The organism is Bradyrhizobium sp. USDA 4516 (assembly GCF_054055915.1).
The window spans coordinates 6,143,695-6,167,232 of the sequence record NZ_JBSRXT010000001.1 but is presented as its reverse complement, the minus strand read 5'-3'; the positions used below and the strand labels follow the sequence as shown (position 1 = coordinate 6,167,232).

The window sequence follows — 23,538 nt, the reverse complement described above, 5'->3', positions numbered from 1 at the left end:
GCATGCGCGATCCCTCACGCTACGATGCATCGATTTTGCTGTCGCGCTCACTTGATGGCCTCGAAGAAGATCGACTCGTCCGGCCGGTTGTCGAGCCGGTCGATGTCGGGACAGACCCCCTCGCGATAGGCACGGGTGTAGGTTTCCGAACAGCCGGCGTTGCGGAATAGCGCGGCGAGCGAGGCGCGGGTAAAGCCCCAGTGATGCGCGAAGGCGGCCTCCTTGCGGCGATCGATCTCGAAAACGCCCTTGAGGAAAGCCAGCGGCGCCGCCGGATCGTAGAGCGCGACGATCCGCTCCATGTCGGGGACGACGATGCGACATACCCCGCCAGGCGCCAGCACCCGCGCGATCTCGCGCGCCAGCCGCTCGACCTCGTCGGGAAACAGGTGCTCGAAGACGTGCGCGCTGAACACCGCCGAGAGGCTGCGATCCGCGAACGGCAGCGGCTTGGTCAGGTTCATGTGGCGCAGTCCGGCAAACTTGCCTTGGCGATGCTCGGCATAGCGGGCATCGCTCAGCATGCCGGCGAGATGTAGCGCTTTCGCCGCGAACGGCACCCGCGCGATCCACAGGTGCATCGTGATGTCGGTATTGATCCAGCCGTCGATGCCGCAATTGAAGGCACCGATATGCAGCTTTTCGAGCGAGCCGCCGCGCGCGTCGTCGGTCATGTCCGCTCCCGCGCCGAATTGGTCAGCACAACCGTGATCACCGACGCCGCGCTGGAGGCCACCATCGCCGCAACCGCGCCCATCACCTGCCAGGCCTCGGCTGCGAACGGCAGGACGCAGCACAGCGCGACGAGGCCGGCAATCCGGCTCAGCATGAACCGCTGCGGCTTGCCGGTCGCAAACAGCGGCAGCGCGAGGCCGAGCCACACCGCGTCGAGCGCCATCGCAGCGCCCATCAAGGCGAGGCTGCCGGTGCCGATCTCATAGCTCTGTCCGTGGATGACAAGCGCCAGAATGCGCTGGCCGAGCAGCACGACCGCCGCCCCATAGGCCGCGGCGATCGATCCGAGCAACAGGGCATTTTCGCGCGCGGCAGCGGCGACCGCGCTGCGCCGGCCGGCGCGCAGTTCGGCCGCGATTTCCGGCAGGCGAACCGAGAACATCGTCGCGCAAAATTGGCTGAGCGGTGCGAACACCAACAGCAGGATTCGCAGCGACGCGCTCGCGTCCAGCCCGATCAGGAAGCCGCAGACCGGGATCAGCCCGATGCTGCCGATCCAGTAGGTGAGCGAGGTCGCGACGAACCAGCGCCCGTTCCGAAACAGCCGCCGCAGCGAGCCGCGGAAGATTCTGGCTTGCGGCCAGGCCAGCTCGCGGGTGTGGGCCAGCAGCAGGCTGCCGGCGAGCGCGGCCGAGATCGCGATACACGCCATCGCCGCGGCGGCGCCGGCGAGCTTGAGCGCGATCATCAGCCCGGCCGAGACGACCAGCGCCACGCAATAGGTCAGCGAGGACGCCAGCGCGCGCGGCAGTCGCCCGTCGAGATAGCAGATCCGGCGGAACATGCTCTGCAGCCGAACCGCCGGGATCGCGAGCCCGGTTGCGATCACGAGCCCGCCGGCGTCCGCGCCGACGGCTGCGATCACAAGCCCCGCACCCACCAGCAGCAGGCCGAGCGCACCCGAGACGAGCAGCGACGACAGATAGAGGCCGAGCCGCAGCTGCGGCCATAGCGACTTCGGGATGCGATGCGCGGTCGCCGGCAGCCCGTCGTCGAACAGGCCGCGCAGAAACACCGCCTCGATCAGGATCGAGAATGCCCAGGCGACGCTGAACCTGCCGAATGAATTGATGTCGAGCACGTTGGCGAGCACGATCGTCAGCACGAAGGCAGACCCGCTCAGCAGCGCCTGATCGATCAGGCCAAGCGCGACATTGCCCCCGGCATGCCGCAGCCGGCGAAGCAATCCGCTCATGGCACCGGCGACCCGGGTCTGAGCCGCCGCCCGGTCCAGCCTGTTGGTCAACGCACTCACGCCTCACTCACCCGCAATCTGTTGAATGTCCGCCGCGGCGCCATCTGCAGCCTGGCCTCCGGGCCGAAATAGCACCAGAACACCAGCACGCAGCCGAAATAATTGTGCAGCAGCTGGCTGGAGTCATTGGCCGACGCGATCACGACGAACAGCAGCATCGCGAATGGTGCCATGCAGTACATCCCTCTCCGCTCGAACGCGAAGACGATGCTGTTCCACAATGCGCGCGCCAGCAGCAGCATATAGAGCGCACCGCCGAGCAGGCCGAACTGGAGAAAGGCGTCAAGATAGGAATTCTCGAACGAGCCGAACTCGGTATTCCACGGCGCCATGCTCGTCAGCTCGTTCACCGGCGAATTCGGCAGTTCGTTGAAGAATCCCGAAAACCCGTAGCCGAGCCAGGGGTGCTGCCAGAAGAAGTGCGGCCAGACCGACCAGAGGAACGAGCGGCCGGTCAGGTTTCCGCTGCGGCCCACCAGCCCGTACAACTCGTCGCTCGGCAGGGCGAACACGATAAGCGCAACAAGAGCGAGGCCAAGCCAATAGATCGAGGCAGCCCCCCTGTGCCCGAGCACCACGAGCACGAGCCCGAAGGTCACGGCAAGCGCCGTCAACATGCTGATCAGCGGACCTGCGGCGCCGGCCGCGGCGAGCGCAAAAAGATGACATCCCATCAGCAGCAGCGTCCAGCCGAACTGGCGGCGCGGTCCTGCCAGCATGCGCACGAAGCAGATCAGCACCATGAGACCGAAGAATGCGCCCGCGAGGTTCTTGTGACCGAACACGCCGGCATAGGCCTGGGTTCCGAGCACCGTCGGCCGATGCAGCGGGTCGTAATCCCATTGCGAGCCGATCACCGGAAACAGCAGGACGTGAACGATCAGCACCACGATCCCGATCCGGAACAGCGCATCGACGAGACGATCGACCGGGCAGCTGATCACGACCCACGCCGAGAACATCGTGGTCAACAGATACATCGCGAACTTGATCGACGAGCCGGCGGGGTCGGCGCTCAGCGCCAGTGATACCAGGGCGAAGGCGATGAACGTCAGATAGAGATGCGACTGCAGCATCAGCAGGCCGAAGCGCTTCCGATCGATTGCAATGTGCAGCACCAGGAGGATGTAGAGCAGCAGCCAGGCGCCGCGGAACAGCGTGGATTCCCCGGCCCTTTCCGCGAACGAGATGCCCTCGATGAAATTGAACAGGAAATAGATGCAGCCGAGCACCATCACCAGATAGGCGTGCAGAAAGACATCGGTTCGCAGCCACCATCTGCCGATCATTGCCCGGCCTCCTGCCGGACCGGAGCCCTCAAGAGATGATCGACCGCGGCCGCAAAACGCGCCGCGGCGTCGGCAAGCGCATCGCGTCGCACGCTCTGCCGGGCCTGCCGCGACATCGCCTCCCAGCGCGCGGGATGTTCGAGCAAGCTGCGCGCCGCGTCGACCCAAACCTGTTCATCGAGCGCGCAAACATAGCCGTTATCTCGGTCGCAAACCAACTCGCCGCCTGCCCCGACATGGGGCGATACCAGGCAGGGAACCCCGCACTGCAGGGCCTCGTTGCACACCAGGCCCCACGGTTCTAGCAGTGAAGGCAGCAGCAACAGCCGCGACTGCAGAAAAGCGTCCGATATCGCCTGCCACGGCAGATAGCGGTCGTGGCTGACATCGATGCCGGCACCGCCGAGCCGCGCCAGCATGCGCCGCTCGGCTGCACCCGACCCGACCACGCGCACCTTCAGTCCGGGCACGATCCGGCCAAGCGCGATCGCGACGTTCTCGAAGAAGATCGCGTTCTTGGCGTCGTCATTGAGGCGGGCGCACCAGAGCAGATGAAATGGACGGTCGTCGAATGCCGGCACAATCGCCGGCGGATCCCATGCCGGCACCAACGGCACCACGAACAGATCGTCGGCGCGAACGCCTTCGCCGCGGAAATACGCCCTGCCCTTGTCGCTGCAACACACCACTGCGTCGCACTGGCGCAGCAGCCAGGGTCGCGCCAGACGGTGATAGGCGGTGTTGGGCATCGTCTCGCGCCAGCCGTCGATCGTCAGCGCGAGCGCCTTGCCGTTGGCGCGCGCCCATGCCGCGCCCGCCAGCATCGAGGGATAAAGACCGTTCACGAACAGCAGGTCGGGCGCGAGCGCATTCAAGGCGCGCCCGACCCCGATATTGACATGGGTGTGACGCGACCGCGACAGCGGAATCGATACACCCGGCACCGTGCGCGTGATGTAGCGCGTCGTGAACGAGCCGGCCCAGGAGCGATCGGCCTCCTGCTGTGTACAGGACAGCACGGCGAGATCCAGCCCGCGGCTGGCCAGCTCGTTGTAGAGACGGTTGGTGTAGGGTGTGATCATGTTGTTGAAGACGACCACGCGCGGCGCCATGGCTTACCGGTCCCGCGGCAGCGCCTGCGCCTCGTCACGCCGGCAGAGCGCCCCGCAATGATAGGTCGCAAGCCTGGTCGCGAACGCCGGGCCGACCGACAACAGCGACTTCCGCACAATGCTTTTGGCGAGCCCCTTCACCCGCGACGAATGGAACGCATGAACCGGCAGGCTGTGATCATAGGTGCCGAAGCCGGTGACGCGGAGCCCGGCCGTCTCCAGCACCAGGCGGAACGTGTCGGGCGTGTAGAAATTGATATGGCCGATGTCGAGCGTCGATTGCAACGCCCGGCGATTGGTCCGCGCGTGTAGCTCGCACGGCACCTCGACATAGACAAAGGTCCGCGCGACCCGGGCGAGCTCGTGCAGGAATGCGCGCGGTTCGGGCACGTGCTCCAGGACGTGGCTGGCATAGACGAGGTCGAACGATCCGTCGGCGAACGGGATCGTCACGCCGTCATAGCTGGACCAGCGGAACGGAGCCGAAGCGGCGCCGTCGATCTCCAGATTGGTCGCGGGATCGATCACGTCGATGCCGGTGAAGTCGCGGCCGACGCCGATCGCCGACAGCCGCGCCAGCACGGCGCCGGTGCCGCAGCCGACCTCGAGCACATTGCCGACCTTCGCGGCGGCTGCGCCGAGCAAGCCGGCGATATGATCGGCCTTGTCGACCGCGCAGACGCGGCGCCAGTCGCGCTCCTGCGCCGAATAGACGCCCTCATAATGCGCGTTGTGCTGTCCGATGCAAAATTCCATCGTCATGGCCTAGCGCTCGCCTCCGGCGGCATTCGGGCAGGCTCGTCGAGGCGGTCGTTCGATTTGTGCTCCCAATTGCGCCGCTCCGCCGGCGAGCGGCGGTCGAGATCGTATCCAATGTCGGCCATGGTGCGGGTCAGGATGTCGACGTTCCGTTGCGGGACAGCTGCAAGGCCGGCCAGCAGCGTGTCGCGGTGCGCCCAGCCCGGTCCCTTCAGGAGATCGATTGCCTCGGTGTACAGTTCGGTCTTCACCAGACGCGCGAACTCGGCAACCACGTCGGACGAAAGGTCAGGCGGCAGCGCGTCGAACATTGCGAGCGCCATCGCGCTGCGCTTGGCCACGATCCAGCCCTCATTGGGTCCGAGCCGGTACGACATCCGCAGCAGGTCGAAATTGGCGTCGCTCAAGCCCTGCCGTATATTGCGAAGCCAGAACAGCACGAGCCAGAGATAGGGATCGGCCGGCGCGCAGCCGAGCGATTTGCGGACGGCTTCGTCAAGCTCGCCCATCCGGGCGTCGACCTGCGCGCCGGATGCGAGCGCGTTCTCGGCGAGCCGCAGCCGGATCACCGCCGCGCTGCGATCGATGGCCGGCATGCAATCCTTCTCCGCCACGGCGCGCGACAGCAGCGGACCGAGGTTGTCGAGCTCGGCGTCGCTGACCGGTACGTTGCGAAGGATCAGGTCCTTTGCGCCGTCGAGTCGGGTCTGGTCGACAAAGTCCGGAAAGGTGGTCGTGCCCCAGGCGACGGACGAGCACGCGACCGCGGCCAGCAAGCCGCGCGCAAGCCAGGCGGCTGCGCGCCCGGGCAACCCGCCGTGCGTCTCACTCGGTGTAGCCATATCGCCCATAGTGCGAGTTGTAATAGTAGTTCTTGCCGCCATAGCCGCTATAGCGGCTCATCGCGGCGATATCGGCCTTGTTGAGCACGACGCCGAGCAGGTTCTCGTTGACCGCTCGCGCACTGCGCAGCGCACGCTCGACCACCTGCACCTGGGTCTTGCCCCATTCCACGATGAAGACGAAGGAATCGACGAAGTGCGCGGTGATGCGGACATCGACCACCGGCGTGAGCGGCGGGAAATCGACGATCACGTAGTCGTAGTGGCTGCGGGCCCCGTCGATGAAATCCCTCATCTGGTCGGAGGCCAGCACGTCGTGCGAATGGGCGATGCGCGATCGCGTAGCGCCAGGCAGGAAGGCGAGGCCGGTCTCGGGATCGCGCCATAGCGTGTCCTGCAAGGTCGCATTATTCGACAGCACGTCGAGGATGCCGCGCTCGGCAGTCGCCGCGACCTTGCGGCTGAGCGAGGGATTGCGCAGATCGCAATCGATCAGGAGCACGCGGGCCCCGCTCTGGGCAACCAGTTGCGCAAACACGAAGGCCAGCGTCGACTTGCCCTCGTTGGGCAATGCCGAGGTCAGCCCGAGGATCTTTGACGGCTTGGTGACGTTGAGGTCGGCATTGACCTTGATCGAGCGGATCGCTTCCGAGAACCGCGAGAATGGCGAATCGATCGCCGCCCACAGCACCGGCTCGTCGCCGCGCCGGATCGTGCGCGGACCGATCGGCAGACTGGGACGACCGGCGACCGGCGCCTTGATCTGGCCCGGCGAGACGCGGGGAACGATGGCGACGCAGTCGGCCTCGAGGATCGTCTCGACCATTTCAGCGGTGCGGAACACCCGGTCATAGAGGTCGCGCAACACGCCGAGCCCGAGCCCGGCGATCAGGCCGCCGAGCGCCGAGAGCGCGAGCACGACCAAGGTTTGCGGATGGCTCTTGCTGAGCGGACGCGACGCACGGGTGATCACCCGCGCCTCGCTGACCGGGAACGACTGCTGCTGCACGTTTTCCATGTAGCGCTGCAGGAAATTGTCGTAGAGCGAGCGATAGGTCTGCGCCGAGCTCTCGAGCTCGCGCAGCGTGACCTGCGCCTGGTTGGTCGACTGCGACTGCGACACCGAGTCGTTCACGGCGCGCTCGATCTCGTTCTGGCGCTGCTGGGCGATCGCATAGTCGCTCTTGTAGCTTTCGGCGAGCCGCTTCAGTTCATCGATGATCGACGACTGGATCTCGCGCATCTGGTTGCGCAGGTTGACGGCGGCCAAATGATTGTAGCCGTAGCGCGACGACCAGTCGGCCTCGCGGTTGGCAAGCTCGAGATATTGCGAGCGCAGCTTGGTGATGACCTGGTTGTTCAGCGTATCGGCCACCGTCGCATCGGGGACGCCTCCCTTCACCACCGCCTCGATGCGGTCGAGCTTGGCCTTGGCGTCGGTGACCTGCGACTTCACCTGGAGCAGCTGGGTGTTGAGCTCGCCGAGCTGCTGCTCGTTGAGCAGCTTGCCGCTGGAGGTGACGATGTTGTTGGTCTTCTTGTAGTCGAGCACCGCGCGCTCGGCGTTGGATGCCTGCGTGCGCAGCTCCTGGATGCGGTCCTGCAGCCAGACACTGGCGCGGCGCGTCGCCTGATATTTGGAATCGAGCTGATCGACGATATAGGCGTCGGCGACGGCGTTCGCGATCTGCGCCGCACGCTCGGGATCGAGCGAGCGGAAGCTGACCTCGATCACATAGGTCATGCCGCGGCGGCGGACGTCGAGCTGCTTCTGGAACGTGCGGACCGCGCGCCGGGTCCGGTCGAATTCGGTGGGCGGCGCCCCGCCGGCGAGCAGGCCGGACACGAAATCGAGCACGGCTCCTACCGCGCCGGCCCTGGAGCCGACGAATTCCGGATCCTCGTTGAGCTTGAGGTCGCGGATCACCGCGAGCGCCACATTCTCCGACTTCAGGATTTCGACCTGGCTCTCGACCGCGGCGGAATCGACGGGGGCCTCGCTCACCGGCGATTGCTGCTGGAAGGCCTGGAATTTGCGCGTGTCGATGATCATCGTGGCAAGCGCCGTATAGCTCGGCGCCGCCGTCGCCAGATAGCAGATGCCGCCGAACAGGCAGAGCGCGGCGGTCCCGAGGATGACCCAATATTGCCGGAGCAGATAGGTGACGAAGGCGTCAAAGGTTTCCGCCAGCGACGGCAATTCAGCCGGACGATTTCTCAGATCGACAGACGGCGAAATCTGGTTGCGCTGAAGCATCTCGTCCTATCGCCGCGCCGGCAGGATGGATCCTGCCCTCGCGCCCTCCAATGATCCTGGGAAGCGTCCCGCCGCCGACACCGAAGCGCGTTGCTGCAGAAAGTTCTCCATTGGCGATCGGACGTCCGCTCAGGGGGTAACTGTTGAAATGAGTGTGGTGCCGGTGCCCGTGGCGGTACCGGTCGTCGTGCTGCCCGAACTGCTGACCGACGAGGTGAAGCTGAAGATGCCGGTGTTCACGCTGTTGCCGTCGATGGCCTCGAGCGTTCCGCCGCCGGCGCCGCTGGCGCCCAGCGCGCTGGTCTGGCCGCCGGATGCACCGGCGCTGCCCGCGCCGCCGGCGCCGGTCGCCGCGGTGCCGCTGTCACCCGACGCAGCGGCAAACGCCATCACGGTGTCGAGATCCTTGGTGTCGGCAATCGCCTGCTGGATGCGCGTCGCGTAGGGCTGGTTGCTGCGCACCACGATGCGCGCGGCCTGGGCGAGACCGGCGGCGATCGCCGTCTTCTGGTCCTTGCTTGCCTTGGCGAGCAGCGCGATCAGCGGATCGAGCGATGTCGGATCGTTGAGGGCGAAATCGCGCGCCCGCGAGGTCAATTCCACGCCCGCATTCGGATACTGGGTCAGCAACTGCTCGGGATTGGCCTTGAAATTGGTGACCGCCTGGGACGGCTGTATCAGCCCGCCAGGTGTCTCCGCCAGCGCCGCGCCACCGGGTGTCGCGAGCACCAGCATCACCAACATCGCAAGGCGCGGGGCGGAAAAGCCGCCGGATCGCTCAAATGTGAACACAGCTATCTCCCTAACGAATACTAACAGTTCGTTAGCATAGTCAGAGTTATCGCGCCAATTAAATAGCCGCGCCGGCCGCGGCCGGGCCGTGGCGCGCGAAATCAGCGTTAACCGGCAGCCCGACCGTAACACTGGCGTCACGGTCGGAGCCGCCACCGCCGGCGCCCCGGCCGGAGCGGAAGGATTGCGACAGGCCTGCCCCGAGCAAGGCCGCGATAACAACGGCATAGCCGGTGATCTGGAGCGAGAAATCGATCATCGAATGGAGTACGCCGGCGACCGACGCGCAGAGCGCCGCGAGCGGCACGATCACGTCGCGGCGACGGGTCCGCACGCCATGCGCGAGCACGACGAACGCCGCGAGCAGCGCGATCATGGCGGCGCCGGCCATTAACATTCCGCCGTCGGACGCCAGTTCGAGCCAGCTGTTGTGTGCCCGGTTCCAAGTCCCGCGCAGCGAGATGTCGTCGGTGCGATAGGCCGGATAAACCCATTCGAAGGTCCCGAAACCATCGCCGAGCCACGGGTGATCCCAGATCATCCGCAACGTTGCGCGATAGGTCGAGAACCGTCCCTCATCGGACAGGCCCATCGTGCTGAAGCGCGCGCCGACACCGCCGCCGAGAAGCTGCAGCAGTGCCAGCGCGACCAGGCTGCCGACCCCGAGCGCCACGATCATGCCGTAGCGGCGCGGCACCCGGTTGCGAAAAAAGATCGCGACAGCCGCGACCGCGGCGAGCAGCGAGACCCCGACGCCGCCGCGCGAGCCGGTCAGAAACATCGCCAGCAGGCAAGCGAGCCAGCCGAACGCATGGCCGGCGAGCCGGCGCCGCGCCGGCATATCGAGGCGCGCGAGCAGCCGTGACAGGCCGGCACGGCGCGGCGGCCAATGCCGCTCGATCAGCTCGCAGCCGAACAACAGCCAGATCAGCGCGCAGCAACCGTAATAGATGCCGGCAGTGTTGCGATTGACGAAGGGAGATGTCAGCCACGCCAGGTGCGCCTGCTTCTCGTGCAGCAGGTAGATCCGGGTGGGATCGATCACGAAAGTGATGATGCCGCAGATCGCATAGACCAGCCCCGCTGCGGCCACCGCCCGCAACAACCCGCGCGCCAGTCCGCGGTTGGCACCGAGCACGACGCCGATGGCGAAGCTGAGCAGGCAAACGATTCCGACGCCGATCGAATAGAACGGCTGACCGCGCGCGATCGACACGGCCGGCGGCAGCTCGGCAGGCAGCAATCTGCCGGCCTGCGCCCACAACGCGTTCGGCGCCGCACCCGACCAGGGCCGGACGACCGACTGCTCGTGCAGCACCAGCATGGCAAGCGCCGTCAACAACGCCGTCACGGCGAGGATCATGAGCTGACTGCCGCGCAGGCGCATCGGCAACACCCCGAACAGTGCAATCCCGAGCAGGATGGACCAGATCGCGGGCGCAACCGTACCGACCGAGCCGAGCGGCAGCGGCGCCAAAGCGACGACGGCGCAGAACAGCCACGATGACCAGCGCACCGGCCACGGCAACGCCGTCGCCTCGCTTGAGCCGGAAGCTAATCGCAAACGTGTCATGAAGCCGGCCGTGCCGGCTCACGCCCCAATATCAGGGCGCAAGCTTGATCGAATTACGAAGTAGGGTTGCGTTGTAGGCGGCCACGATCGGATCGTTCGCCGTTGCGGTCACGAGGCGGATCTGCTGCATCACCTTGGCGTCCTCGACGGATGCCGCGTTCGACGCATAGAGCACGTCCTTGTTGCGCAACTGGAAACGCGTGGCCAGGAAATAGCCGGCCGGATCGCGGAAATTGATGTTGTAGACGACCGGGATGATCGGCCCTGAATATTTGCTGACGTCGACGCCAAGCTTGGCGGCCACCTCCGGCAGTTCGCCGCGATAGACGAACACCGAGGCCGGATCGGCCGAGGAGTCGTTCAGGCCGCCCGCCTTGGCAACGGCTTCGGCGAGCGAGATGCGCCAGGCCTCGAAATTGAACTGGCCCTGCGCGCCCGACGCGCCGAAGGCGACGAAGGTCTGCGGCTCGCGGTAGACATAAATGGTGTCGCCGGGATGGGCGTAGATATTGCTCTTGGGCTCGTAGACCAGCTGGCCGAACGGCACCGTAGTACGTTTGCCGTCGCGCTCGAGCATGACCCATGTGTCAAAACCCTGCCCTTTCGGGCCGCCGGCGCGCGTGATGGCGTCAAGCACGTGCTCACCCGCGGCATTGGCGGGGAAGCGGTTCGGCGAATTGACCTCGCCGAGCACGGAGATCAGCGAGGTGCGCTGCTCGATCAGGGCGACCACGGCCTGCGGCTCGATCGCGCGATTCTTCAACGCATCGACGATCGAGCGCTGCACTTCGGTCGGTGTGCGGTTCTTGGCGCGGATCGCGCCGGCATAGGGCACCGAGATATTGCCGTCGGTATCGACGTTCTGGTTCGGCAGCGTGATGTAGTTGCCGGGACGCACGCCGGCCTCGACCGGAATGAACAGACCGCCGGCCGCGGCCTCGAAGATCGTGACGCTGACGACGTCGCCGATGCCGAAGCGGATGTCCTTCGGCGGCGGGCCCTGAATGCCGCCGGCGAGTTGCGGCGCGAATGACGCCAGCACGTTCTCGATCTGCGGTGTGATCTTGACCATCGCATAGGGCAGGCTTTCAGGATCGCGCTGCCCGGCCACGACATCGGAGCTCGTCGGACCGTTGGTCGGCATGTAATGGCAACCGCTGACCCAACAGGCGGCCGCAAGCAATAACATTACCCGAATGAAATTCGCACGCGACATTCAAATACTCCGGCCGTGCCGTAACACGCCGACTATCACAATCACAAGTTTCCGCGATATATTGCGATGCAATTGATAAATAATGTTAGCGAAGTGAGGCAATTCGGCGACACCGGCGCACCGCCGTGAGACAAAGCCCCGCGCGCCGTCACTCCGGCTTTGCTTTCGTCCGATGTTCCCGTTATCTGTGAATGAGATGGTTTGAGTTAACCGATTGAGGGTTCGATGGCCCGCAGGAAGCTACCTGCGATCGCGTTGGGAATGGTCGCCTTGCCGCTGCTAGGCGCCCTCGGCGGCTCCGCCGTTTCTGCCGCAGAACTAAGCGTTTCCCCGGCCCCGCGCGCCGTGCAACGGGTCGGCGGCAACTGTCAGCGGCTGCAATATTGTCGTGGCGACGTCTGTCAGTGGAAACGGGTTTGCTGGCACGGCTGTCCCGATCGCTACTCCTGCGCGCCGCTTTACGGCGCCTATGGACCGTATGGCGGCCGCGATTATTGGGCTGCCTATAGTTACGGCGATCTGCGCCCGTTCTGAATGTTAATCGACTAACAAAACCACAGGCCATCGAGCTCGGCCGGCACCGCGCCGGCCCGCTGGCGACGCGCGGGTTAACCCCGGCTTAGGCCCGGCCCGATACCATGCGGGCGCAGGGTTTGGTTATGTTATTTGTTTTCCTTGGCAATTTGATCGGCGGCGCCGTTCTCGGGCTGCGCCAGCACTATCTGGTGCTGGCACCGGTGGCGCTCGCGGAACTCGCGCTGTTGGCCGCCATCGGAGTCGGGCGCCTGTCGTGGTCGGAAACCGCGCTGCTCATGATCGCTGCGATCGTAGCGCTGCAAATCGGATATCTGGCAGGCGCCTTCGCGCCGCTGTTCTGGTCTCGCACCTCGACGCCACGTCTCGCCCTGCGCCGTTCGCAATAGCAGGGCATGACACTGCCCGCTTTGGCGTGGCCGATTTCCGTTGACCTCGCGGCAAGCCCGGGGCATCCCGCTGCCTTGCGTCTCATCCTCTGCAGGACCTCCCCCTCTCGTGTGGAACGTCACGGCCTTCATCTGCATCTTGATCGGGGCGTCGATTCCGCTCGGTCTCATCGACGCATCGCTCGCGACGGGTCTCGTCGGCGCGGCGACGTCGCTCGGGCTGCTCGCAAGCCTCGCGGCGATCCGTCCAGGTGAGCTGTCGTTCCTGAAGTCGGTCGCCGGTGCCGCTGTGGCGGTGGCGCTTCTGCCGGTGCTCTGGATCGTCCTGCAGATGCTTCCCCTGGCGGTCCTGGCGCATCCGGTGTGGAAGTTCGCCGGCGAAACGCTGGGAGCACAGCTCAGCGGCAGCATCACGATCGACACCGGCGCAAGCTTCGGCGCGCTGCTGATCTGGCTGTCACTCATGTCAGCCATGATCACCGCCGCCGCTGTCGCGATCGACGCCCGCCGCGCCGATATGGTGGCCCGCACCGTTGCAGCAACCGCGGCCGTCGCGGCCCTGATCCTGCTGCTATCAAGCGATCCGGTCAAAGTCTGGTCTGGCGCTGCACGCGATGAGACGGCAAACGGATTCCTGGTCGTCGTTCTCGTTGGCGTTCCGCTCGGCCTTGCGCGCGCGCTCGACGTCGGCGGACACGCCGATGGCCGCACCGCCGCCCAATTGAGACGGCTGCGCTGGCTGCTCGCTGCCGGCGCGCTGCTCTGCGCCGCCAGCGCCTGCTGGGTTGGGCGGCGCGGCGCCGCGATCGCGATCGCCGCGGGCATCGCCCTCGTCCTGATGACCTTCGCCGCGCGGAAACTTCATCTGCACCGCAGGAGCAGCGCTGCTGCGGCGACAGCGATCGCGCTGATCGCCCTGGCGACGGCGATCGGCAATCGTCATCCCGACGTGCCGCTTGCGGTCGCCTTTGTTCATGCACCGTCCGAGTTCGTGCAATCGACCCACAATCTGCTCGCCGACCTGCCCGCGCTCGGCAGCGGCGCCGGCACCACGGCAACGCTGGCGTCGACCTATATGGACTGGCAGGGCGCCACCACGCGGCCCGTGGTTGCGACCAGCGCCGCGGCCTTGATCGCGCAATTCGGTTCCGCCATGTTCTGGACTTTAGTCGCGGCTATCATCGTCTGCATCGCAGCGTTCACGGCCGGTGCGCGCAATCGCGGCCGCGACTGGTCCTACCCTGCATCGGCCGCAGCCGTCCTGCTGACGCTGCTGCTGGCTAGCTTCACCTTGCCGGAATTGCCGGCGCTGCCCGGAGTGATCGTGTTGGGAGCCGTGATCGGAACAGGACTGGCACAGCGGATCAGCCGTTCACGGTCGCAGGCGGGCTAGACGCCAGATGCGCAGCTTCCTCCAGCGTCTTGTCGGCCAGACCGGCGATCTCGAACATGAGGGCGACGAGACCTGCATCTACGCCGTCGGCGATATCCACGGTCATGCCGACCTGCTGCACGAGATCTGCGCCCGCATCGATGCCGACATCCGTCGGTTCCGGCCGGCGCGACCGATCCAGGTGTTCCTCGGCGACTATATCGATCGCGGACCGGATTCGCGCGATGTCATCGCCATGCTCGAACAACGCCGCCGCACCCGCAGCATGGTCTGCCTGCTCGGCAATCACGAGGCCTGCCTGCTGGAATTTCTCGTCAATCCCGACATGCTCGCGCAATGGCGGCAGTTTGGCGGCTTGCAAACGCTGATGTCCTACGGCCTGACGCCCTCGCCCAATCCCGACGCTTCCGAACGCAGGGCGCTCGCCCGGCAATTGATCCGCCAGATGCCGCCGGCCCATCTCGCCTTCCTGCGCTCGCTGCCGCTCTGTTATGTGCACAAACGCTATTTCTTCGTCCATGCCGGCGTCAGGCCCGGCGTCGCGCTCAACCAGCAGCGCAAGGAGGATCTGCTCTGGATCCGCGACGACTTCCTGATCTCGGAAGATGACTTCGGCAAGGTCGTGGTCCACGGCCATACGCCGGTGCATGAGGCCGAGCTGCTGCGCAACCGCATCAATGTCGACACCGGTGCCTATGCGACCGGCCGCCTGACCTGCGTCAAGCTCGAGGGAGCCCGGCGAACCCTGCTGATGACCGGCAACCGGGCCGCGCGCCATGGCTAATGCGATGGCTGACGCGATCGGCCGGAATGCGAGGCGTCTCTCGCCGGCCTTCGTGCCGGCCGCCGCTGCGATCGGCGCGGCGACGCTGGCCTTGTCGGCCTGGTGGCTTGCCGCCGATGCATTGCGCGCCAAACCGGCGATCGCCGCAGAGGTCGGCATGGTCAGAGGCGAGCTGTGGCTGCGCGACGGCTGGAGCCAATTGCAGACGTCACCGGAGGCGGCCGAAGCCGCGTTCACGCGGGCGCTTCGCCTCTCGCCGATGGACGCCGGCGCCTGGTTCGGCCTCGCCTCGGCAACCGGACGGTTCGACTGGCTGAACCCGACCGCGTCGAAGGCGCTCAAGATGTCCTACTATACCGGCTTCAACCGCAGCGATCTGATCGCGCCGCGCCTGATCCTCCTGGCGCAAGTCGACACCACGCGCGATGTCGAATTGGTCGACCTGCTGCAGCGGCAGATCCGCCTGATCCTCACGCGGGCGCCGGAACTGAAGGGCGCGATCGGGCAGGCCTATCGCGTGGCTGGCGACGCCAACCGGCGCATCATCGAGGCGGAGTTCAAGGACGCCAACCAGAGCATTCCGCAGTAACGCGCGCCTGGCGCCCAGATGCCCAGCCGTCAGATACCCTTGTGACGCAACACCGCGCCGACCGTGCGCAGCAGGATGCGCAGGTCGAGCACGAAGCTCCAGCTCTTGATGTAGATGAGGTCATGCGCCACCCGCAGCTGCATGTCCTCGATCGCCGGCGTCGCGCCGCGCAGCCCTTGCACCTGCGCGAGACCGGTGATGCCGGGCTTGACGTGCTGGCGCTCTGCATAGCTCGCGATCAGCTTCGAATATTTGTCGTCATGCGCCAGCGCGTGCGGCCGCGGCCCGACCAGCGACATGTCGCCGCGCAATACGTTCACCAGCTGCGGCAGTTCGTCGATGCTGCGGCGGCGCAGGGTCGCGCCGATCCCGGTCAGCCGCGGATCGTTCGGGCGGGCCTGCGTGATGATATCGCCATCCTCGAGCACGTGCATCGAGCGGAATTTGAGAATGGTGAATTGCTTGCCGTCGAAGCCGTTGCGGCGCTGCCGGAACAGGACCGGCCCCCTGGAGTCGAGCTTGATCGCAATCGCCGTTCCGATCAGCAGCGGCGCGAACAGCACCAGGAGGCCGCTGGACGCCACGATGTCGAACAGTCGCTTGCCGGCGCGCTCGAGCGAAGTAAGCGGCGAGCGCTGCATTTCCAGCGTCGGGATCGGGCCGGTCGCCACCATCCGCAGCGCCAGGAACCGCTCCGCGGTCCGGTCCGGCAGCAGCCGCACCGGCAGCGGCGATGCCCGCAGCTGATCGCACACGAACTGGATGCGCGGCTCCTGCTGCCAGGGCATGGCCAGGATGATCTCGTCGGCGCCGCACTCGCGGGCTGCAAGAATGGCCGACGCGACGGCGGCCCGGTCGCCGGCGTCGTCGGACGATCCGAAGAGCTGGACCCGTCGCACCTCGCTGAGGCCGAAATCGCGCAGCAGGCTCGCTTGCCGCACCCGGGACAATTCGTCCGCCATCCCGACCACGACCGCGCGGCGCGTTGCCAGCATGCCGCGGTCGATCGCGCGTTGCAGCGGCGCCTGCAGCAGCATCCGTCCGCCGACCAGCCCGAGGCCGCCGATCAGGCCAAATGACAGCACCGACCCGCGCGAGACGCCGGAACCCACCTTCAAAAGGAAGATGATCAGGGTCATCAGCAGAACGACCAGCAGCCATCCGCCGAGCAGGCTGCTCCAGCGCCGGTCGAGACCGGCCAGCACCTGCGCATTGTAAAGGCCCTGCGACTTCGCCACGAACATGTGAAGGATGGCGGCGAGGACCCCGATCCCTAGAAAACCCTCGAAGCTGTTGCTATAAACCGTGTGGTAGTAAAAGAGGTGATAGGCCGCGCCGCCGACGATGCTGGACAGCACGACGATTATCATCTCGAACGCGACGGCAAACGCCTCGAGGGAGGCGAAAGCGAACGAGAAGGCGCCGAAGTTAACCGGTACCTTCGCCAATCGAGCGTCCGAAAGGTCGGTCATCGGGAATTAACATTCGTGTTAACAATTCATGTGTGTATTATCAGGCGGGTCGTGAGCTCGCAAGAGCTGCTGCGGATATCGGATAGAGAGCGCGCATGAGTTCATCGGCTGGCGAAACCGAGGCCGCGCTGGTGGCCCTCCTCCATCTCATCCGCCTGATGGGCGCCGAGCTCGTCGCGGGCCAGCACCGCGACGACGTCGAGGTGCTGGTCAAGGCGATCGAGACAAAGCTGCGCGCGGCCCGCTTCCCGGCCGACATGCCGAATCAGGACATCGTCAGGGGCCTGGACCTTGCGCAGGCCAGACTGCGTCCGATCTTCGAAGAGCTGCGCGCAAGGTCGGAGAAGGCACATCTGAGCGACCAGCTGCTGCTGGCTCCCAGGCCTTCACGCATCCACTAACGGATAGCTTACGTCAGCTTTGGGCTTCACCACGGCGGGGCAAGCCGCTCCCGCCGCCGGACCTGAGCGCAAGCTTTTCCTCGATCTTCATTTTCTCGAGCAGCAAGTCGGTCACGATCCGGCGCAGCCGTTCATTTTCCAGCCGTAATTCATCAATACGGTTATGGACAGGGGGGATCCCATCTCTATCATCGGTGCGAGCGGCGAATTCGGTAACAGTACCATTCGCCTGGTGGCCGCGTGCGGCCTCCTGCTTGCGCCAGCGATGAAACGTCATCACGCTAACGCCCAGCACCTTGCACGCTTGGGCCTGGGACTGCCCCCGCGCCATGAGTTCCTCGGCCTGTTTGACCTTGGAACTGATCTCCTCAGTAGAATGACGCCTCATTGGTCATCTCATTGCCCCCTAGATTAGCAATCATCGCATGGCCTATAAGCTATGTAAATGCAACAGGAAATTCAAATTGAGGGTTTCCCGGGGGCCTTTCGGGAGCCTCGAACTTGCCGGTCGGCAGCAACACATAGTGCGAAGAAACGCCGAAGCTGCAAGGTATTGAGCGGAATATACGGGGAATATTCCTCCGCTGAAAGGGCCCGATAAAAAAAGTTATACGACTTTCTGTGTATGAGAGTTTGATCGGGATAACTGGCGCACTGTTTGCATTCTCAAACGGGAAGCAAATGAGAATATTCAATCGGTCTCTCGACAGATTGTGAGTGCGCCATGCCTCGCCGCGATAATCGCCCCACCGGTCAAGCGCAACTTTCACAAATTTCTAACAAATTAATCCCGCGAGTTTCGCGTCCGGCCGCTTGCGGGCATACACGCCCAGCAGTAGTTACTAGGATGTTAGGTGTCACGAGGGTTTCAACATATTTGAGGATTATTTTCACGAAACCTAACGCTCATATCTCGATCCACGAATTATCAATTAAGCGCTTTCCCACCCGAGGCCATCAGGCGGAACCACGTCCGCCCGATAATCCGCGAACCATTCTGTGCTGACGCTTGTCAGAGCCAGCCTCTGATCAACATTTTTGCGAGGATCGACACCATGGCGCGTCTCAAGGTCTTCGAGGGGAACCAACCCGCGTCAAGCGAGGCGGCCGACATCCTGGAACGCCTCGTCGCGGAGAATTGCGAGCTCCGGCATACCGCGGTCGAACTGGTCTTGCAGAATTGGATCCTGCGCGAGCGTCTGTCCGATGTCGGGGCACGCAAGTCCGTGCCGCTGGAGCACTGACCGCCCCCACCCTCACGACCGCGATTATCCGCAGCAACGTCCGCCAGCTCGCCTAAACGAGCATCGGGCCAGCGCATCATTCAATTTAGAATTGAAATGTCCGCAACTGCAGGCGCGCGAGCATGCTCGCCGGATTGGCGAGGATGTGGCCGCATATTCTGCCGATGAGAAAGAGGCTGACGGACTTCAGCTGTGAACCCGGCGCAGCGCGACGCGCGGGGTGTTCTGCTCTCGAGACATGCCGAACGAACGCGACGAGCCCGGGCGTTCCTGGATTTCACGTAACTCAGCGATATCAAGCATCAACGCAACGACTTCGTTGCGCAGCGATTGATTGGTCGCGAGCAACGCCTCTTCGATCGGCTGATGCAAATGTTGAACTTTGTGCTGCTTCATGGCGCGCCCTCGCTCTGCGGTTAAGGGTATGAGCGATGTGATTGAAGTTTCGATGACAGGGTTATTCCGCGCACATGGAAGGCGGTTAATGGGGCAGGTTTGCGACCAACATGGCTCCGAGTTAAATTTTCTCAATCAGGTTCCACAACCTGATCGCGAAGCGCCCGATCGGCGGCCTTTGATGTGTCGTACAGATGAGTTGGCAGCGGCAGCTATGAGGCGCGCGGCTGGACAACGCGGCTCAATGTGGGTCGGAAGCTCTACCAAGCGCATGATATTGCTTAGTGATCATTGATGGCTGCCAAGTCGTTCAACCGAACGTGCATTGTCCGGCTATCACAATGTCGCCGTGTTACAGCGATCGCGCTTCAAGGGACGCGCTCAGCTGCACACAAGATATTCCACCAAAGCTGCTCCGTAGACGCAAAATCTGCTGCTGCCACGTCCATCAAGGATCGCAGAGTGTTTCGACCGGTTGCTAATATTGAAGCGGCTGACGGTGTCCTGAAGCGCTCGAGCAATCCAGCGAAATGAATTCAACGCTGAACATCGGACCAAACGCGATTTCGCCTCCGCCGGACCCAACCGCGCTAACGCTATTCTAATTAAAATGAGCGGGACCGAAGCGTCCGGCTTGAACAGTGGGAGTGAACGCCTTTCGCGCGCCTGTCGCTGCATTCGCACGCTTGCACAGTCCCCACGAACAGCAGCGACAGCGAAGATTCGCCATAAGCATCGCTAATTCGCCCCGCGTCGCGATCGCGCGCTATTTCGATTTAGGAGGCGTATCTTCGTCCATCTTGCCACCATTGGCGACGCACTTGTTGAAATAGTCCCGCTGGGCTTTGGCGCCTCCCCGCGCGCTCCCGGAAGCGGGATTGCCGGGCTGTAGCGGCGGAAATGCCTTCGCGACCAAGGCGTCGCAGGCGCGCGCCACCTGCACGTCGATCGCATGCGCGGGAACCATTGCGCTGGAGATCATGATCACGGCTGAGGCGATCGCAGAACCCGAGATAACTCGCATTGCCACACTCCGTTCCAAACTGAATCAGTTTTTTTCTCGAGCCCGGACTCGCAATGAGCGCACTAAAGCATGATCCGGAGAAGTGCGAAGCGGTCTTCCGTCGCAACAAAACGCGGATCGCGTTTGCGCGAAGATCAAGCTCTGACCGCGAGCTGGAACACGACGACGCTTCTCGCGGCGCCTAGGTCCGATCGACGTCGTGATAGGCCCGATACCAGGCGACAAACCTGGCAATGCCATCCTCGATCCGCGTCTGCGGGCGGAAGCCGATTTCACGCTCCAGGTCGGAGACGTCGGCGGACGTCTCCAGTACATCTCCCGGTTGCATCGGTATCAACTGCTTTTCGGCCTGCCGCCCCAAGCCCTGCTCGAGCAGCGCCACCACATGCATCAGTTCTTCCGGCCTGCTGTTGCCGATATTGTAGACCCGCCACGGCGCCCGGCTCGAGCCCGGATCGGGATGCGCTCCCGACCAGTTGACGTCGCCTTCCGGCGCGAGGCTGATCAACCGCACCATCGCCTCAACCACGTCGTCGACATAGGTGAAGTCGCGCCGCATGTTGCCGTTGTTGAACAGCTGGATCGGCTTGCCCTTGGTGATCGCGTCGGCGAACGCATAGAGCGCCATGTCCGGCCGATACCACGTCCCATACACGGTGAAAAACCGCAGCCCGGTTGCCGGTACGCGATACAGATGGCTATAGGAATGGGCGATCAGCTCGTTGGCCTTCTTGGTCGCGGCGTACAGGCTGACCGGATGGTCGACATTGTCGTGGACCGAAAACGGCAATTTGGTGTTGGCGCCATAGACCGACGATGAGGACGCAAACAACAGGTGCTTGCACGCGGTGTGTCGGCAGCCCTCGAGGACGTTGAGGAAGCCCTCCAGATTGGAATCCGCATAGGCGTGCGGGTTCTGCAGGGAATAGCGCACGCCGGCCTGCGCGGCGAGATGCACCACGACCTCGAAGCGATAACGCTCGAACAGCGCCTTCATGCCGGCTCGGTCGGCGAGGTCGAGCTCCACGAAGGTGAAGCCACGGTGCTGCTTGAGCAGATCGAGGCGCGCGCGCTTGAGCGCCGGGTCGTAATAGTCGTTCAGATTGTCGAGGCCGATGACCGGCTGCCCTGCCCGCAGCAGATGCTCCGCCAGATGGAAGCCGATGAAGCCGGCGCAGCCCGTGACGAGTAGATTGCCTGCGATCACCACGTCTTGCCCGTGCCTTTCGCCTTGCGCCGGACCATTCGAATAAGCCGTTACACGCGGCAGCCGCAGCTGTCTTCGCGTTGCGCGCCGCCAGGCGTCAGTTGCTGGCGGCCGGAGGCTTGTAGTCTGGAAAGCGGCTCAGGACCGCGGCCTTCATGAACTTGAAGTGCGCAATCTCGGTCGCCAATTCCTTCAGCCGGCGCTGGCCGTTGGAGATCTCGGCGTCAAACAGGTCTTGATGATAGTTGTCAAGCGCCTCGCGTTCCAGATATTCGTCAGTGCCGTTGCCGAGAGTCACCGCGGCACGGGCCAGAACATCATCGACGCGGCGGCCAAGACCGGATTGCTCGCTTTCGGCCGCCTGCAACGCGGCCTCGATCGCGGCCATGATCGATCCGATCCGGGCGCGATCGGTCTCGGCATCGCGCTCGGCCGAGCGTGCCTTGAAACCTTCCTCGCCGCGCCGCGATTTGATCAGGTCCTGCGCGCGAGACCGCAAAAACAGCTGAAACATCTGTCAGTATCCGGTTCGGGCCCATTGAGGCAGCACAGGTCAAAATCGCCCGGTCTTAGTTAAAAAAGGGTGAATTGCCCTCGTGCCCGGCCCTCAGGTCGGCTTTCCACTTGATCCAGGCCTTGTCGTGCTTGTCATAGAGCTCGAGCCACCGTCCCTCACCGGCTGACGGCACCAGGCCCGTCCCGTTATCGTGCCCGTCCGCCAGTCCCGGCAGCGAGGAGTCCAGATCCTCGAACTCCGACGTCTCCTCAAGCGTCAGCCCGACCAGCACACGCTTGCCACTGACATCGACGACATACCGCCTTGGCGAATGCCCCCTGAGATCACTCATGACGTGAAAGTTCCCTTGCGATCCGCGGGGCTGGCGACGAGATCAGGGGCACGCTGGCATGCAACCAACCCGCCTGCCGCGACGGACGCCGACATGATGACCGATTGCATGTTGCCAGCCAACCCCAACTCACCGCACACCGTCGCGCTACCTCGATCGAACTACTCCGCTAGAACGCGCGACGCATGTGGCCGAACGCACTGACCGGCTGTTCCCGCCTCGACGATTTCGCGGCTGATGGCGCCACATACGGTGCATAGATCCGATATTGCGCGCGGCGCTTGTGCGACCGCCACGAGCGCGCGGCGAAACCGGAGAAGAAGCCTGCGACGAACACCGCCGCGAGAATCAGAGCAGGAGAAACCATCACAACCGTCCACGTTCGCCCCGATGTTATTAACATTCGAAGTTGTGACGACATCATGATTGGACGCGCCGAAAGATTGTTCAGCCGCTGGAATTTTTGTGCAATCGAACGACGCATCAATGATCAGGCGTCGACAATAATTGTTCTCGCGAGAGAACGTCTCAGGAGAACCACCAGAGCATGAATTTCAGGAACATCGAGCTGAGAAGATAAATCCACCCCGCCATCGCCAGCACCGTCAGTCCGACGAAGACACCTGAAACGCTTTTCTCCTTGAAGCGCGCCAGCAACGAGTTTTTTTCTTCTTGCGAATAGAACATCTCAGGCTCAAGGCGTAACTGATTCAAATCAGCTAGCAGTCAATTTCGATGATCTCGTGACGCCTCGCAGCAGCCATTCGCATCGCGCATCACAGATCACCGCTGCAAAACGCCGCCAGGCCGCACGCCATCGCGCAGTGGAAATTCCGTTCGACACGATCAGGAATTTTACGTCGGCGATCGCGGCGGCCCGCGCGCCGGAATTTCCCTTCGGATCCTCGCCCGACGTCACATACGTCGATCAAGACGGTCGTGCAGCTTGACCAGGCGATGTGGCCGGCATGCAGGATAGCCGCGCGCCGGAGGCCGGCGCGACCGAACGGATTCTTCCCGGGAGCAATCTGCCCGCTTCGCCCTGCCTCTCAGTTTAACAATCAAGTCCTCGCACGCGGTCAACCAATGATAATCGCCTCACACGCGGAAAAAGGCGAACCAGACAATGCCGAGGATCAGGACGGCCAGCCCTGTCGAGGCCGTGAGCAGCGCGAGAACCGAAGGTCCAGGCTCGGCCTGCCGTGCCTCGGTCGGGGTTTCGACGATTTGACCGTGTCGTTCCGTTGCCATGGCAACCTCTTTGCTTAAGTGCCTGCAATTCCGGCGTTTGCCGCGCCCCTTCGACAGCCAACGCGTGATCGGGAGCGATGTTCCGAGAGCGTTGACGGCTGGGCCGACGGCAGTCCCGCCCGCCGCGTCAAACGGGCGCAGCGCGAGGACACGGTTAACGCCGTTGCGAGATTCAC

The 23,538-nt window shown here is 64.1% G+C and carries 28 protein-coding genes; 8 read left to right on the top strand and 20 right to left on the bottom strand.

Features of this window, described 5'->3' with window-relative positions:
* Positions 1–47 precede the first annotated feature (47 nt).
* The 10 genes from ACVI1L_RS28095 to ACVI1L_RS28050 form a co-directional block, all read right to left on the bottom strand.
* The gene (locus tag ACVI1L_RS28095) at positions 48–674 is read right to left on the bottom strand and encodes a class I SAM-dependent methyltransferase (RefSeq protein ID WP_057020219.1); all 627 of its coding nucleotides are present in this window, start codon (positions 672–674) and stop codon (positions 48–50) included.
* Positions 671–1,990 carry a polysaccharide transporter gene (locus ACVI1L_RS28090; protein WP_456784363.1) on the bottom strand — a complete coding sequence of 440 codons (1,320 nt, stop codon included), beginning with the start codon at positions 1,988–1,990 and terminating at the stop codon, positions 671–673. Before ACVI1L_RS28090 ends, ACVI1L_RS28095 begins: the two co-directional genes overlap by 4 nt.
* Entirely contained in the window at positions 1,987–3,279 is a 1,293-nt protein-coding gene (locus ACVI1L_RS28085; RefSeq protein WP_456784362.1) for an O-antigen ligase family protein, read from the bottom strand. Before ACVI1L_RS28085 ends, ACVI1L_RS28090 begins: the two co-directional genes overlap by 4 nt.
* Complete coding sequence (locus ACVI1L_RS28080; protein ID WP_456784361.1) at positions 3,276–4,391, bottom strand: glycosyltransferase family 4 protein; 1,116 nt, start codon at positions 4,389–4,391, stop codon at positions 3,276–3,278. Before ACVI1L_RS28080 ends, ACVI1L_RS28085 begins: the two co-directional genes overlap by 4 nt.
* A gap of 3 nt (positions 4,392–4,394) precedes the next feature.
* Positions 4,395–5,153: a class I SAM-dependent methyltransferase gene (locus ACVI1L_RS28075; RefSeq protein ID WP_141340799.1), complete on the bottom strand. Its 759-nt coding sequence runs from the start codon at positions 5,151–5,153 to the stop codon at positions 4,395–4,397.
* Positions 5,150–5,992 (bottom strand): hypothetical protein, encoded by an 843-nt coding sequence (locus ACVI1L_RS28070; RefSeq protein ID WP_456784359.1) that lies wholly within the window; start codon positions 5,990–5,992, stop codon positions 5,150–5,152. Before ACVI1L_RS28070 ends, ACVI1L_RS28075 begins: the two co-directional genes overlap by 4 nt.
* Entirely contained in the window at positions 5,976–8,249 is a 2,274-nt protein-coding gene (locus tag ACVI1L_RS28065) for a polysaccharide biosynthesis tyrosine autokinase (RefSeq protein ID WP_076833217.1), read from the bottom strand. Before ACVI1L_RS28065 ends, ACVI1L_RS28070 begins: the two co-directional genes overlap by 17 nt.
* 129 nt (positions 8,250–8,378) lie before the next feature.
* On the bottom strand, positions 8,379–9,041 hold the full coding sequence (locus ACVI1L_RS28060; protein WP_253640270.1) for a hypothetical protein: 663 nt from the start codon (positions 9,039–9,041) through the stop codon (positions 8,379–8,381).
* A gap of 58 nt (positions 9,042–9,099) precedes the next feature.
* Entirely contained in the window at positions 9,100–10,614 is a 1,515-nt protein-coding gene (locus tag ACVI1L_RS28055) for an O-antigen ligase family protein (RefSeq protein ID WP_253640271.1), read from the bottom strand.
* A 31-nt stretch (positions 10,615–10,645) separates the two neighbouring features.
* Positions 10,646–11,758: a polysaccharide biosynthesis/export family protein gene (locus ACVI1L_RS28050; RefSeq protein WP_082654016.1), complete on the bottom strand. Its 1,113-nt coding sequence runs from the start codon at positions 11,756–11,758 to the stop codon at positions 10,646–10,648.
* A 297-nt stretch (positions 11,759–12,055) separates the two neighbouring features.
* Here ACVI1L_RS28050 and ACVI1L_RS28045 point away from each other — a divergent pair, with 297 nt between their 5' ends.
* From ACVI1L_RS28045 to ACVI1L_RS28025, 5 genes are all read left to right on the top strand, one after another.
* Positions 12,056–12,364 carry a hypothetical protein gene (locus tag ACVI1L_RS28045; protein ID WP_156436515.1) on the top strand — a complete coding sequence of 103 codons (309 nt, stop codon included), beginning with the start codon at positions 12,056–12,058 and terminating at the stop codon, positions 12,362–12,364.
* A gap of 104 nt (positions 12,365–12,468) precedes the next feature.
* On the top strand, positions 12,469–12,753 hold the full coding sequence (locus tag ACVI1L_RS28040; RefSeq protein ID WP_156436514.1) for a hypothetical protein: 285 nt from the start codon (positions 12,469–12,471) through the stop codon (positions 12,751–12,753).
* 109 nt (positions 12,754–12,862) lie between these two features.
* Positions 12,863–14,146, top strand: coding sequence for a hypothetical protein (locus tag ACVI1L_RS28035; RefSeq protein WP_456784358.1), 1,284 nt, complete (start codon positions 12,863–12,865; stop codon positions 14,144–14,146).
* A gap of 7 nt (positions 14,147–14,153) precedes the next feature.
* Positions 14,154–14,930 carry a metallophosphoesterase family protein gene (locus ACVI1L_RS28030; RefSeq protein ID WP_082654012.1) on the top strand — a complete coding sequence of 259 codons (777 nt, stop codon included), beginning with the start codon at positions 14,154–14,156 and terminating at the stop codon, positions 14,928–14,930.
* A 4-nt stretch (positions 14,931–14,934) separates the two neighbouring features.
* A complete protein-coding gene (locus ACVI1L_RS28025) occupies positions 14,935–15,519 on the top strand; it encodes a hypothetical protein (protein WP_057020211.1) in 585 nt (194 codons plus the stop codon).
* Between the two features lie 29 nt (positions 15,520–15,548).
* Here ACVI1L_RS28025 and ACVI1L_RS28020 read toward each other — a convergent pair whose 3' ends face one another.
* Entirely contained in the window at positions 15,549–16,967 is a 1,419-nt protein-coding gene (locus ACVI1L_RS28020; RefSeq protein WP_456784357.1) for an undecaprenyl-phosphate glucose phosphotransferase, read from the bottom strand.
* A 119-nt stretch (positions 16,968–17,086) separates the two neighbouring features.
* Here ACVI1L_RS28020 and ACVI1L_RS28015 point away from each other — a divergent pair, with 119 nt between their 5' ends.
* A complete protein-coding gene (locus tag ACVI1L_RS28015; RefSeq protein WP_016841787.1) occupies positions 17,087–17,392 on the top strand; it encodes a hypothetical protein in 306 nt (101 codons plus the stop codon).
* Positions 17,393–17,405: 13 nt separating this feature from the next.
* On the opposite strand, the gene ACVI1L_RS28010 is transcribed toward ACVI1L_RS28015, so the two are convergent.
* Entirely contained in the window at positions 17,406–17,780 is a 375-nt protein-coding gene (locus ACVI1L_RS28010; protein WP_018270679.1) for a helix-turn-helix domain-containing protein, read from the bottom strand.
* Positions 17,781–18,447: 667 nt separating this feature from the next.
* Here ACVI1L_RS28010 and ACVI1L_RS28005 point away from each other — a divergent pair.
* Positions 18,448–18,636 (top strand): hypothetical protein, encoded by a 189-nt coding sequence (locus tag ACVI1L_RS28005; protein ID WP_028331611.1) that lies wholly within the window; start codon positions 18,448–18,450, stop codon positions 18,634–18,636.
* A 186-nt stretch (positions 18,637–18,822) separates the two neighbouring features.
* Here ACVI1L_RS28005 and ACVI1L_RS28000 read toward each other — a convergent pair whose 3' ends face one another.
* From ACVI1L_RS28000 to ACVI1L_RS27970, 7 genes are all read right to left on the bottom strand, one after another.
* Positions 18,823–19,032, bottom strand: a complete 210-nt coding sequence (locus ACVI1L_RS28000) for a hypothetical protein (RefSeq protein WP_016841790.1) — start codon at positions 19,030–19,032, stop codon at positions 18,823–18,825.
* Positions 19,033–19,798: 766 nt separating this feature from the next.
* Positions 19,799–20,014 carry a hypothetical protein gene (locus ACVI1L_RS27995; RefSeq protein WP_456785617.1) on the bottom strand — a complete coding sequence of 72 codons (216 nt, stop codon included), beginning with the start codon at positions 20,012–20,014 and terminating at the stop codon, positions 19,799–19,801.
* 223 nt (positions 20,015–20,237) lie between these two features.
* The gene (locus ACVI1L_RS27990) at positions 20,238–21,266 is read right to left on the bottom strand and encodes an NAD-dependent epimerase (protein ID WP_456784356.1); all 1,029 of its coding nucleotides are present in this window, start codon (positions 21,264–21,266) and stop codon (positions 20,238–20,240) included.
* Between the two features lie 94 nt (positions 21,267–21,360).
* Positions 21,361–21,777 carry a hypothetical protein gene (locus ACVI1L_RS27985; RefSeq protein ID WP_057020208.1) on the bottom strand — a complete coding sequence of 139 codons (417 nt, stop codon included), beginning with the start codon at positions 21,775–21,777 and terminating at the stop codon, positions 21,361–21,363.
* Positions 21,778–21,832: 55 nt separating this feature from the next.
* Entirely contained in the window at positions 21,833–22,111 is a 279-nt protein-coding gene (locus ACVI1L_RS27980; RefSeq protein ID WP_057020207.1) for a hypothetical protein, read from the bottom strand.
* Between the two features lie 169 nt (positions 22,112–22,280).
* Positions 22,281–22,595, bottom strand: coding sequence for a hypothetical protein (locus ACVI1L_RS27975; protein WP_141342555.1), 315 nt, complete (start codon positions 22,593–22,595; stop codon positions 22,281–22,283).
* A gap of 44 nt (positions 22,596–22,639) precedes the next feature.
* Positions 22,640–22,798 carry a hypothetical protein gene (locus ACVI1L_RS27970; protein ID WP_168856472.1) on the bottom strand — a complete coding sequence of 53 codons (159 nt, stop codon included), beginning with the start codon at positions 22,796–22,798 and terminating at the stop codon, positions 22,640–22,642.
* Positions 22,799–22,854: 56 nt separating this feature from the next.
* On the opposite strand from ACVI1L_RS27970, the gene ACVI1L_RS27965 reads away from it, so the two are divergent.
* A complete protein-coding gene (locus tag ACVI1L_RS27965) occupies positions 22,855–23,061 on the top strand; it encodes a hypothetical protein (protein ID WP_456784355.1) in 207 nt (68 codons plus the stop codon).
* Positions 23,062–23,209: 148 nt separating this feature from the next.
* Here ACVI1L_RS27965 and ACVI1L_RS27960 read toward each other — a convergent pair whose 3' ends face one another.
* The gene (locus ACVI1L_RS27960; RefSeq protein ID WP_016841798.1) at positions 23,210–23,362 is read right to left on the bottom strand and encodes a hypothetical protein; all 153 of its coding nucleotides are present in this window, start codon (positions 23,360–23,362) and stop codon (positions 23,210–23,212) included.
* Positions 23,363–23,538 lie beyond the last annotated feature (176 nt).